The sequence below is a fragment of the Pseudoalteromonas sp. DL-6 genome, assembly GCF_004328665.1.
Taxonomy (GTDB): Bacteria; Pseudomonadota; Gammaproteobacteria; order Enterobacterales; family Alteromonadaceae; genus Pseudoalteromonas.
In genome coordinates this window covers 366571-379311 of sequence record NZ_CP019770.1, presented here as the reverse complement: position 1 = coordinate 379311, position 12741 = coordinate 366571, and the positions used below count along the sequence as shown (strand labels likewise).

General features: G+C 38.1%; 10 protein-coding genes. 2 read left to right on the top strand and 8 right to left on the bottom strand.

Features of this window, described 5'->3' with window-relative positions; all coding sequences use genetic code 11:
• Positions 1-109: 109 nt before the first annotated feature.
• Entirely contained in the window at positions 110-442 is a 333-nt protein-coding gene (locus B1F84_RS01700; protein ID WP_131690388.1) for a hypothetical protein, read from the top strand.
• A 13-nt stretch (positions 443-455) separates the two neighbouring features.
• Positions 456-1238 carry a Cthe_2314 family HEPN domain-containing protein gene (locus tag B1F84_RS01695; protein WP_131690387.1) on the top strand — a complete coding sequence of 261 codons (783 nt, stop codon included), beginning with the start codon at positions 456-458 and terminating at the stop codon, positions 1236-1238.
• On the opposite strand, the gene B1F84_RS01690 is transcribed toward B1F84_RS01695, so the two are convergent.
• Genes B1F84_RS01690 through B1F84_RS01655 form a run of 8 tightly spaced genes read right to left on the bottom strand, consistent with a single transcriptional unit; the run spans position 1235 to position 12728 of the window.
• Positions 1235-2290, bottom strand: coding sequence for a DUF4365 domain-containing protein (locus B1F84_RS01690; protein WP_131690386.1), 1056 nt, complete (start codon positions 2288-2290; stop codon positions 1235-1237). The two genes, B1F84_RS01695 and B1F84_RS01690, sit on opposite strands and share 4 nt — an antisense overlap.
• Positions 2291-2328: 38 nt before the next feature.
• Positions 2329-2592: a hypothetical protein gene (locus tag B1F84_RS01685; RefSeq protein ID WP_131690385.1), complete on the bottom strand. Its 264-nt coding sequence runs from the start codon at positions 2590-2592 to the stop codon at positions 2329-2331.
• A 58-nt stretch (positions 2593-2650) separates the two neighbouring features.
• Entirely contained in the window at positions 2651-3904 is a 1254-nt protein-coding gene (locus B1F84_RS01680; RefSeq protein ID WP_205988835.1) for a hypothetical protein, read from the bottom strand.
• A 58-nt stretch (positions 3905-3962) separates the two neighbouring features.
• The gene (locus tag B1F84_RS01675) at positions 3963-4787 is read right to left on the bottom strand and encodes a SprT family zinc-dependent metalloprotease (RefSeq protein ID WP_205988834.1); all 825 of its coding nucleotides are present in this window, start codon (positions 4785-4787) and stop codon (positions 3963-3965) included.
• A gap of 5 nt (positions 4788-4792) precedes the next feature.
• Positions 4793-8083 (bottom strand): HsdR family type I site-specific deoxyribonuclease, encoded by a 3291-nt coding sequence (locus B1F84_RS01670; protein WP_131690383.1) that lies wholly within the window; start codon positions 8081-8083, stop codon positions 4793-4795.
• Position 8084: 1 nt separating this feature from the next.
• Complete coding sequence (locus B1F84_RS01665; protein WP_131690382.1) at positions 8085-9983, bottom strand: hypothetical protein; 1899 nt, start codon at positions 9981-9983, stop codon at positions 8085-8087.
• Positions 9983-11221 (bottom strand): restriction endonuclease subunit S, encoded by a 1239-nt coding sequence (locus tag B1F84_RS01660; protein WP_131690381.1) that lies wholly within the window; start codon positions 11219-11221, stop codon positions 9983-9985. The genes B1F84_RS01665 and B1F84_RS01660 overlap by 1 nt, the downstream gene beginning before the upstream one ends.
• Entirely contained in the window at positions 11211-12728 is a 1518-nt protein-coding gene (locus B1F84_RS01655; protein ID WP_131690380.1) for a type I restriction-modification system subunit M, read from the bottom strand. Before B1F84_RS01655 ends, B1F84_RS01660 begins: the two co-directional genes overlap by 11 nt.
• Between the last annotated feature and the right edge of the window lie 13 nt (positions 12729-12741).

Here is a 12741-nt window from a genome sequence, read left to right as displayed (position 1 = left end):
TGATGCACAAAATATAAATGAACAATATAGACATGTCAACAAAAATATTGCATCATATCAATACTGCAACTTTCGCATTTATTGAAAACTTTTTTTAAACGAGGCTTAAATGATAGAAATAACGACTGAAAGACAACTACTTAACACATTGAAAGAAAAGGATTATATTGTTTTAGATCAAGCTTACAGGAAGTGGGTTGTATACAACAATCGAACTGCTCAAGGTCTTTATGACGAAGAAGAGATAAGTGTCACACGAGAACTTCACGAAAAACTTGAACAATGGAGCGACAATAGAGTTATATCTCGTAATTGCTTTATACCGAGCAATATTCTAATGCTAATAACGTATGGAATCTGGGACAAAGAAGAATTTGACCAATTATCCAGTGATGTCAGATTTGAAGCGAAACAGCTAGGGCTGATTAAGCCGAATGAATGATTGAGGAACACAAATGACGAATGAATATTACTGGTGGGGACTAGAAGAGTCGAAGTTCAAAGGCGTTTTATACGATTCTATCAATGTATACTTTTTACATGATCATTCATATAAAAACTGGGAAGAATTTGCAGAAGCAGATCCCCACATGGCTTATGCACACCTTACTTACGTGAGATTTGATGCACTGGAGCAACAATTTGTCGATTTACGAGTTATACCGCAAATGCTCGGTGTTAGCAGTGTTCCAGTAGAATCTACTGTTAAAAATATCAATAGACATGATTGGTTAAAATCAATTGTTGATTTAGCTTTATTTAGATTTTCAAGTTTAAGAGACATTGCATTTCACTTTGTGAATGAAGTATTAGAACTTGATCTTCCAGATCATAAACTAACAATTAAAAATCTTTCAAAAATATTAAAAGAATTGAATCCTGAAGTACTAAAATGCTTAAAAGTAATTGATAAAACAGGTATTCCTTTAAGACAAAATCGAAATGAGAGAGCACACAAAGGTTTTTGTAATCTATATACCGAAGACGACCAGCTTTTCAAGAACATATCTTGGAGTGAAATTGATGGAATGACGACTTCTGGTTATGATCTTGTTAAAGTCTACAACAATTCGAGAAACAAAATTTATAAAATCGTAGTTAAAGAAGTAGAACTGGCTTTGAAGGCATGTGTAGATTTAGTGGACGAACTTTATTTTTATTATCGCGATAAACATGAGCAACTATCAAAAGGCTCACGAAGTGGGGTTTCCCAACATTTTCACCTTCATCAAAATTAGTACAGATAAATATAGCCTTCAGTTTCTAGCTGCCTTACCAGTTCTGAGGGCCATGTTAAATCAGGGTATTCTACCGCTAACTCCCTTAGTTTTTGGATACCTTCCAATTGCGTATAATATGCATACAAAAGCGCTGCTGAATCTCTAGCAAATGTTGGCAATAGGTGGTCTTCAATAACTGAAATAAGTTTATCGTTCTTATCTTTAATTAAAGATATAACAGCATCTACATTTTGCCCTAAAGAACCACGTTCAAATGACTCGTCTTCACTAAGTAGGCAGAGTATTTTTGCCACATCTTCAATTGACCAATCTGCAACAATGTTTTTTAGGTACTCCTTTAGGTCTAATGGGATTAATTTGTTTGGAGACCAATATATATCAGGGTGCCCCGGAATGTGAGCTAAATAATAAAGAATACTAGGGTCTAAAGTCGATATTGTTCTAGAACGAAGTGTTGAGAACATAAGTTCCCAAGCTTCAAGACTTGCAGCATAATGATTCATCAAAACAGCTAACCCAAGGCTATGCTCAGTATAATCATCTGAGCTACAAAACCTCATAGATGTTGTTAATGGCAATTTGACTTGAGCTTTCAAGTATATCGGCTTAACTATTAGTTCAAAATTTTCAGCGGTAAAAGAACTAAACTCAGTCTTTTTAAAAGATATTGTATATGGTCCCTCTTCTGTTAAAGAAGTTCTATCTGTAATGTAACGTTTAATATCAACCCAATAACCTTTATGTTCTTCGGGATCATAAACAACACCAATCACAGGTAAAGTATGGGACTTCCAATATTCAAAATGTTGCTTAGAAGCAGGTATTTTACAGGTTTCAGTAGAACAATATGATGTTCCTGATTTAATTTGCACCGCAACAGTAATGCCACGAACATTTGTTCCTTCCACTAACTCAACAAACGCATCATTACCATAATCATTTTCCTGATGAATTTCGTGAAAAATACTATTCGAAGATTCAATAATATCTCGAACATAATTCACACCTTTTTTTGCCGTAGCACTGCTTCTAAGTTTAGTCGTTCCCATTAGCTTTCACTCTTTCCTTAAAACTTATGAAAGTCTAATTACTGAGCGGAATAAGAAGCATGAACTCCGTCATAATATCCCTGCGCAAACGCAGCATGAGGACTCTTATGTCGGACTGTTCCTGCTTGACTTTCAGGAAGCGAATCTAAGTCAATATTAAGATTTTCTTCTCTTTTTTTACCCGCTTCAAATCCAAGCTCATATGCACAGCCTGAACATTTATGTCTGCCATGACCCCCTTGGTCATGAGGTAAAGACTCAAAAAAAGGCCAGTGTCTATGTTCTTTATCACATGTAACCATCGCAATCTCCATATCTGTTTGAATTTGTTTTATATTATTGTTACTTAAACTAGCAACATCACTTTTTCTGTCTAAAAATTCTTTCTTGAGCTGCTAACCTTTCTAACTCAATAGTTTGCAGTGCAATTATATGCTTAAGATCATTTTCAGGTATGTTATAACTTCTTCGAGCTTCAGACTCAACTTCTCCCATTAGGCTTCTAGTCTTCTCCGACATACAAGAATCTAATTTCTGAAGAAAAGGATATTCGTCAATAGTTGCTGTATGCATCCTTTTCAATCTATCATCTACCAGTAGCATTTGAAGTTGATTCTGTTTCAATATCTCAGAAAATTTTTCATCAAAAGAAACGAAAAAAGGCACATAAAATGAATCAAAAGTTGTTTTTGTCGATAATGTTTCTAGTAACCTCAAATGAGTCATATCCCAAGCCATTCCTTTCAACGCTTTAGTAAGATCTTTACTAACTCCATTTAACGGGCCGAAAAAGCGAGTTCTTGTGGGCTGGTTTAAAAAACGCCATGCAAACTTTAGTTCAAATTTTGCTAATTTACCTAACTGCAAAACACAAAAATCAATTAACTCACTGAATTGTTCCTCAATACTACCGTTCTTACGAAGCCAAATAATTGCTAACTCAAATAAAATTACTTGAGTAAATAGCGATTTATATTCCCACTTTTTAACCTCTTTATCATTTACCATACTATCGTAAGTATCATTAGCATCTTTTAGTAAAGTCTTCTCATCGCAAATGAATTCTGGTTTTAAGGGGTTTTTCTCAAATGCTTGCCAGTCTAAATAGTCTAGTTTTTTAAACGCAATTACTGTATTCAGTGGTCTTTCATTTTTTATATCACTTCGAGATAGTCTCAAATTTTCCAGCAGAAATGGTAAGAGATCAGTTTGTAGTGAAAATTTTTTCTTCAATTTTAATAAGGTGATAACCCTATCGCGATCTTTCGCATTTATGTTTTCGAGGTTTACGTAAGCTCGAACTTTCTCTGCGACATTTGAATCAAACGAAAATGACCAATCCAATAGAAAATTCGATTTTCCACCTGTCATCATATTTTGAACTGCAATTGATTTAGATGAAAAAAGTAACCGAGGACCAAGAAAAAATGGAGTAATCCAAGGTGCCACCTTGGTTATTTCTTCTAGATCTACTCCTACATGTGTGCCGCCCTTTTCTTCGGTTGACACCACAGTTCGAATATAAACAGCATCTTCAGGGTTAGAAATATTTTCAACTTCATCTAATCTACCTTGCAGAATAAGTTCGAAAATTTGGTCTACTACAGGCTTCACTATAAAACTCCCTTATATTTGGCAGAACGTAAATTCGTGAATTATCTTGAAGTGCTTTTTACTCATTCAAATACATCTCCGCCATATCGTCCAGTTTGGCTTTTACTTCTTTCCAGTTCGGCATTACTTGAGTTAATAAACGCCAGAAACGCTCGCTGTGGTTGTGTTCAGCAATGTGGCAAAGCTCGTGTAGTATCACATAATCAATGCATTCTTTCGGTGCTTTAACTAGGTGAGGGTTGAGCATCAAGTTGCCTTTATTTGAGCAGCTTCCCCATTGCTTTTTCATTGCCATTACACGAAAAGAAGGAATGCCTTTTACCCAAGTGGCTTTTGGAAGTAACTCGGCTACTCGCTCGTGGAAAATAGCTTTTGCTTTGTGTTGATACCACTTGTCGATTAACGATTTAATTTTCATCAATCGATCATCAATATCTTTACTTACTTCATGCTTGGTTGTTACGTTCAATTTGCCACGGCTTAGCTTTACGTTAGGTACTTGTTCGGTATCATTGATGATCTTTAATACATAGCGCTTACCTAAGTAAAACTGCGTTTCACCACTCACGTAACGTTTGGGTAAAACCGTATCTTTTTGCTTAGCAAATTCGTCAATGCTTTGCCAAATCCATCTGGCACGCTTATGCATAGCATCTTGAATAGCATCATCACTCGCATCATGTGGCACAGTAGCCACAACACGCTGATCAGGATGAACCTTAATAATTACCTTGCGTGCTGATTTTTTTGCATTATCAGCAGGCTTGGTTTTACGAATAACATCATAGTGAATGGTGTCGTTACCATAAGTAAAAACACCACGCTCATTTGTTGTTCGGCTTTCTTTTGGGTAAATAGAAGCAGCAACGGCTTGATTACTCACTCTCGTTAGCCCCTTGCTAAGCCTAAGCGAGTGATCTTAAGCACTTCTTCAATTAGCTTTTGAGCATTATCAAGACCGAGATCGCCAAATAGCATTGGCAACAACTTCATATGTATGGCATTTTCAATCTCAGCAGGATTGATTGAATACTCAGCAACAGCAGTATTCACTACATCATCAATACTAAAAGCCAACGATACGAGTTTATCATTATCTAAGGCTTTATCATTCAAGAACTCAGCATCAAATAAGTGCTTAAACAAACCAAAGTAAGCTTGTGCATGTTTATTTAACTTGCCGGAGTCATCTACAAAGTCATTAGGAACATCAGCGACTTTGCGTTCTTTCACTTCCTGCTCAAAATCGGCAAAAAGGATGTATTGCTTAACAGGCGCATCAAACATCGCTTTTGCATCTTCAATCGCCTTTTTAAGCATATTAGAAAAATATTCCTGAGCATACGGGTCATCTGCTAAGTCTTGCTCAATCATCTTAGTGATTCGGCCTGTGATTTTATCTGTTTGGTTTCGAGCCTCATCATCGCTCATATCCTGTGGCTTAACGTCTTTCCCTAAATTGCCGACCAAGTACGCACCATCAGGCTCTTTAACTTCAATACCAGCAATGTGCTTGTCTAGAAGGCTGCGAATATCTTCAGCGTATTCATCATAATTAATGGTTTCGTCAGCATCTTCTCGCACTTGTTTGCGCAAATCGACAAAGGCTTTTAGATCACGTTTGTACAAGTCACGCTTGTTATCAAAAGACTTATCCTCAAAGTAGGTTGCTGATTGCAAAGCTACTTTCATACAGTTAGAAAATGCAGTTAGTGCTGAATAGAAGTCATCACGCTTTTTAAGATTGGTATCAACAAGCTTACCATCTACATCTTGCACCTTTGGCGCTAACGCTTGGCGAAGTGCTGGGCCATCTTGCTTGTTTTTAACCCCATCAAATATCGCCCACAAATCACTGTGCAGATTGGTAAGCTTTTTGTATTCCGTGTCCATGCGGTTATACAAACCTTTTAGGTCATCTATATCAAAACCGCCTTGGGTACGCTCAGCAAGGTCTTGATACTTTTCTATTGTGGTATCAAGTTCTTTTAATATGCCTCGGTAATCGATTAAGTAACCAAACTGCTTTTTACTATGCAATCGGTTAACACGGGCAATTGCTTGTATTAGGTTGTGCTCTTTCAGAGGCTTATCGATATAAAGCACCGTATTCTTTGGCTCGTCAAAGCCTGTCAGGAGCTTATCAACTACGATCATGATGTCTGGGCCATCATCTCTGCCGTAGTCTTCAATAATGGCCTTAGTGTAGGCTTTTTCGTCCATTTTGTTCACGTTAGCCTTCCACCAATTTTGCACAATATCCTTACTTTCTTGATCAACAGCCTCGTGACCCTCACGAGTATCTGGAGCCGACATCGCCACAACCGATGTCACCGTACCAATTTTGTCTAATGCCTTCTTATAACGAATTGCAGAGGCTTTGGAATCACAAGCTAGCTGACCTTTTAAGCCTTGCTGTTTAAAGTTCTGGAAGTGGTCAGCAATATCGTATGCGATTAATTCAATGCGACCTTCGGTTTGGTAGATTTGACCTTTTTGAGAAAACTTCTTCTTCAGATCGGTTTTTTGTTTGTCAGTTAGTTTACTGGTGCTGCGTTCAAACCATGCATCAATGGCTTTGTCGTTAACGTTCAGCTCTGGAATACGCTCTTCATACAACAGAGGGGTCACAGTTTTATCTTCAACCGCTTGCTGCATAGTATAGGAGTGGATGATCTTACCGAATTTGTTCTCGGTCTTGTCGTCCTTCAACAGTGGCGTACCCGTAAAAGCAATATAGGCCGCTTTAGGCAGCGTCTGCTGCATACGGATATTATTTTCACCGTTCTGGCTGCGGTGGCCTTCATCCACTAACACAATTATATTTGGGCTATCGTTGTAGCAGTTTTTGTGTTTTATGGCAGAGCCAAACTTATTAACAATCGAAAAAATAACCCGCTCGTTACTTTGACCAATTTGCTCCGCTAAACGTTTACCTGTGGTTGCCATTGCATCTTTTTTATCGCGGTCGGTGAGTACACCACCTGAGGCAAACGTACGGCTTAGCTGGTCTTCTAAATCCACTCGGTCAGTCACAATAATTACGCGGCACTGCGCAAGCTCTTCAAGCCATATAAGCGCTTTTGATAAAAACACCATAGTAAATGACTTGCCACTGCCTGTGGTGTGCCAAATAACACCACCTTCACGAGCGCCTGAATCATCAAACGTGTTAATTCGCTCAATAAGTGCTTTTATGCCAAATACCTGCTGGTATCGAGCAACTATCTTGCCTGCTTTTTTATCAAACAAGGTAAACAAGCGAGTCATATCAAGCAGGCGCTCAGGCCGAAGCAAGCTGACTATAAGCCTATCTTGATCGGTAACTGTTAACTCACCCGCAGCAACCAATGATAGGTAATCATCTTTCGCTTTGGCAGGACGATGCTTAAACAGCCCATTTAATTGTTCATCGCTCAGTTTATGATTTTTTAACCTAACAAATTCAGCTTCGGGTATTTGTTCTTCCTTCCACTTAGCCCAGAATTTTTCTGGAGTACCGCATGTGGCATATAAACCTTCATGCCCATTTACAGCTAATAACAATTGGCTATAGGTATACAAGTGAGGAATTTCAGCCTGACCTTGGTTCCGAATATGCTGAGAAATCGCCTCAGCGTTGGTCGATTTACCTTCTTTATTTGAATCCGGGCGTTTTGCCTCAATCACCACTAACGGTAAACCATTCACAAAACACACAATATCTGGAATCCGATTACCAGTGCCTTCTGCATTTTGAACAACAAATTCTTCTGTGAAGTGGAATTGATTATAATCGATGTTGTGCCAATCAATGAGTTTTATAGTGGTGGAGGCTTTTTTCCCGTCAATGAATTCGTTAACGCTAACGCCATACATTAGAGCATTATAAATTTTCTCATTAGCGCCTTTTAACCCTAAGTTCATGGCAGGGTTAAGCTCATGCATCACCTTATCAATAGCTGCTTCTGATAATGTATGTCGCTTACCCGCAAACGAAAACATTTGTTTCGCTAAAAAATCACGCAATATAGGTAACAAAATGACCTGATGGGTGCTTTTCTTACCGCTTGCTAATGTATTGCCACGCAGAGCTTCACATTCAATGGGTGGAATAAAGCTGTAGCCTAAGTTGCTTAAAAGGCTTAACGCAGGAAACTTGGCGCTGAATTCTTCTTGAAATTTTATTTGCCTATTCACATTACTCTCCTTGTAACATTCTGAATGTTTTTTGGTAGATAAATCTTTTAGAGGAACGGTAAATAGTTAATAAATTAATACCAAAAAAGCTACCTAATATATTAAGCACAAAAACAATTATTACCGCTGACGAAGTAATGCTAAATTTTTGATATTCTGGATTGATGTACTGCGGTAATAACTCTTTCGGTAGTGCTAATAATGCGATCCAAAGTATTACGCCACCGAGGGTAAGCGACAAAAGGATTGAGGGAATGCATGAAACTATATTTGCGATCTTTCCATGTCTGCGTTTTGTTTCTTCAAGCTTGGAATGTTTGCCATCAATGTCTTCTTGAAGTTTGGATATTTCTAATTCTTTTTCTTCGATATGCTTTTTCTTGATTGCTTCAACAATGTCAAAGACATCTTCATCTGTAAAATTCTCACCTACATCCACGGATACATCATGAACCATCCCAAGAAGATCTGAATCCCATCTCACTTGAATTAAGTCCGCTTCTGTAATCTTTTTACTCTTTTCCAAGTGTTCAAGTTTAGTTATAAAGCAATTCCAGAACTTATCGTCTGTATATAGCAAACCGTAAGCTGAAGATATAATTTGATCCATTGGAAGATTGCCAAATAGCTCTGGTTTTTTTAACCAAAACATAGCTGTCATCCATTGTTCCGAAACAACAAGGGGAATAGTTTTTTTAGGAATTTCTTCTTCAAAGAATTTATTAGCTGTTGTTACTAGTCCAGTATTAGGAGTTACAAATACCGAGAAAGACTGATCTAAATCAGAAATTAATTTACCCTCTCGCATGTTGTAGACACGTGATATACAAACAGTGTCGTGTTCTAAATTTTTAGATTCTTTAAAGTTTTTAGATATTGCTTTTTCAAGCGCTATTTCATCACACTGGAATTGACGTTTTGGTTTAAAACCATATTTTAAGTTTACCTCCATGTTTTCTAACGAAGATTTCAATAATTTAATCTCGGAGTCTAACCTAGCCGAGTCATATCCTAAATAGCGCAGTAGTTCTAAAGTTTTGGTATTAAATCGTTTATAGTTCTTTCGAGCAAGGTCATCTTTCCATGCTGAAAGTAATTGCTCTGTCTCATCTAGGGTTTTATCAAAAACACAAAGGTTAATACCTACATTCTTAAGTAATGTGACAAATTCTTTTAAAGAGTTTTGCTTCTGTAAACCACTAAACCCTAGCAAACCAACAATAATTGGAGTGTCTAGATAAACAGTCAAGCTTTGATAGTTACTTTTGGTGCCAATCTTATCCGCAAAACATAAATAGTTTGCCAGTAACATACCTTTTACGATCCTTGAAAAATGATCCAATGAAGAGGTTTTGTTTTTATGAATATGACTTATGAAAGATGCGGTAACATGGTCCGTGTTCTTTAATTTTTCTTTCAGTTCATTCTTCTCAAAAGATTTAGCATTAGAAACACTGGCTATATTTTTATAAATGAACTGTTCAATTAAGATGTCGCACTCATTAGCCGACAGATCCTTTTCGAATTTGCTTTTTGCGAAATCAATGAAGTCTTTTCGAAGTAACTCTAAGGATACCGCTATGTCTTCTTTCTTTTCATGATAACCATTTTTCCACTGGTTAACCTTCTCAATATTAGGGATGAAGACATGATTTTCCCTATGGAGTAGTTTTCTTTTTTTAGCTCGCGTTATAAAGACTTTAATTGCTGAAATTGGAGGTTTAAATCCAAAGGATTTTGCTAGCTCATCTTGAAGAATTTCAGGAGTAATCTCCAATTTTCCTAGTTCAGACAAAGTGACCGCAATAAATGGCAAAAATAAATCTATTTCATCTGAAATTTCATTTGCTTTTAAAGACTCTAATAGCGCTAACTGTACTAAAGGACTACTAATTTCCATTAGGCAACACACTCCTTATTGTTGATTTTTACCCTGCGCTTACCCGTTAACAATTGCTGCATGAGCGCTTTCTTTTCTTGCTTCAGGTCAGTAAGCTGTTGTTGCAATACATCGATTTCACGGTCTGCATTCAGTAATACTGCTGCGATTTTTTTCTGCTCCTGATAATCGGGAATATGAAAATGCATTCCTTCAAAAGCACTCTTAGAAAGCTCTAAGAAAGTCGAACCACTCGCTTTGCTAATTAGTTTATGCTTATAGAAATTTAAGAGGTAATACACAAACTCAATATTAGTCTTCTCATTTGGAACGATGTTTTTAAAACCTTGGTTGGTGCTCATTTCATGACTTGCAATTGCCATTGCACCTATCGTTGCACGAGTACAAACAAGCAGTGTGCCCTTAGGGAGAAGTTTTGCAGAGCTGTTTTTAATACCGTCCATAGAAACTAGTCGAGCAGTTGACTCAATATAAATACTATCTTGCTTAGTAATATCGGTAGGTGTAACCCAATTAATATCACCATCCCAGTATTCTGGCTTTGCTGTACTCGGTGTTCCACCAGAGTATATATCCCCTAATTCTGAAAGGCGTTTTTCTTCCCACCCACTCTCAAACGACTTCCCTGAATCATCAAGTAGGCGCTTTTTGCCAGTGAGCAGTTGTTGCATAAAGGCTTTTTTATGCTGTTTACTGTTGTCGATTAGGCGCTCTGTGGTGTTAATCGCTTTATCCCAAGTGGATAGGGTTTTGGCGATTTTACGTTGTTCTGAAAGTGGGGGTAGAAAAACATCTAAGCTCTGTAAGTCATTTGTATCAAGTTTCCCTGCGCCAATACCTGTACCAGTAACCATGCCCATTAACTTATTTTCTTTGGCTAAAAACCAATATAGTAAAAAAGTTACATCTAATTCTTTCGGCTTCGGGGATATACATTTTACATCTTGGTTAAAAGCTACTCTGCGGGATGTTATGCCTACGGGGATTTTATTCCAGAGCATACTTCCACGAACTAACAGCAAAATGGTTCCTTTCTTTGCCATTTTTGCCTTTTCATTTACAGCTAACTCTGTGATTTTTAAATCTGAATTTGAATAGTAATGGCCTCTCATTGATGCAGCACTTATCCAAGGTACGTCCCCTCCCCAATAGTCAGGATTAGACTTTGATGGTGTTCCTCCTGATGACCAGCTAGTGACATCTACTAATGAACAGAGCTTCCAACCATTAGGCACCATAACCCAACTCCTTTAAGTAGCCTTCCATCTCTGCTTCAAGGGTTTGCAGCTCATTTTTTAGTTGCACACGTTCAGTGCGCACTGCCACTAAATCAATCTCAGCTTCTTCTTCAAATGTATCAACGTAACGAGGAATGTTGAGGTTAAAGTCATTTACTTTGACTTCATCAAAACTGGCTAGATATGCGTATTTATCTACGCTTTCACGAGCCTTGTAGGTATCGATAATCTTTTGAATGTTATCGTCAGTTAGCTGATTTTGGTTTTTACTTGATTTAAACTCACGGCTGGCATCAATAAACAATACTTTTTTGTCTGTTTTGTGCTTTTTAAATATTAAAATAGCTGCTGGAATACCTGTACCGAAGAACAACTTTTCTGGCAAACCAATAACGGTATCTAGCAAGTTTTCTTCAATCAGTTGTTGGCGGATTTTGCCTTCGCTTGATGCTCTAAATAACACACCATGCGGTACAACCACGCCCATACGACCTGTTTCCGGTTTTAGCGTTTCAATCATGTGGCTGATGAATGCATAGTCACCTTTGGTTTTTGGTGGAATACCTCGCCTAAAGCGCCCATAAGGATCGTTATCAGCAGTATCATGCCCCCATTTTTCGAGAGAAAATGGCGGATTAGCTGTAACTACGTCAAAGTGCAGTAGCCCCGTGCCTTCCTTGTCTAATAACAAAGGGTTACGAATGGTGTCGCCCCATTCAATGCGGTGGTTATCTTCCCCGTGGAGGAACATGTTCATTTTGGCGAGCGCCCAAGTTGAGCCAATCGCTTCTTGCCCAAATAATGCGTATTTTTTTGAGCCAGAGTTTTTACGCACCATAGCGCCACATTTTAAAAGCAACGACCCACTACCAGTACAGGGATCGCAAATTTGGTCGCCTTCAACTGGCTCTAAAACTCTTGCTAGCAGATCAGAAACTTCGGGGGGGGTATAGTATTCACCAGCGCTAGCACCACTGCCAGCAGCAAAGTGTTTTATAAGGTATTCGTAGGCATTACCGATGATATCTAAACTGCCCACACGCTCTGTGCTTAGGTTTAAAATATCTTTACCAAAGTCTTCCAACAAGTGGCGCAGCAAATCATTCTTTTGCTTTTCTTGGCCTAGGCGGTCAGTGTTAAAGCTGATGTCTTGGAATACGTTTTTAAGCTTACTGCCGTTGGCTTCTTCTAGTGCGTGAAGTGCTTTATCAATACGTTCACCGTTGCCCGGTTGATGACGAACTTCGTACAAATCCCAAAAGCTCGCACCTTCTGGTAATACAAAACGCTGCTTAGACATCATGGCGTGGATCAGATCTGGATTATCACCGTACTGAGCTACCAGTTTGTTGTATTCGTCTTTATACATATCAGAGATGTACTTTAAGAACAGCATGGTCAGGATGAAATCTTTATAAGTATCGGCACTGATCACACCACGGAACGTTTCACAAGCAGCCCATACAGCTTTGTTGATATCATCTTGATTTATTTTTGATTCTGTCATCAGGTTTTTCCTT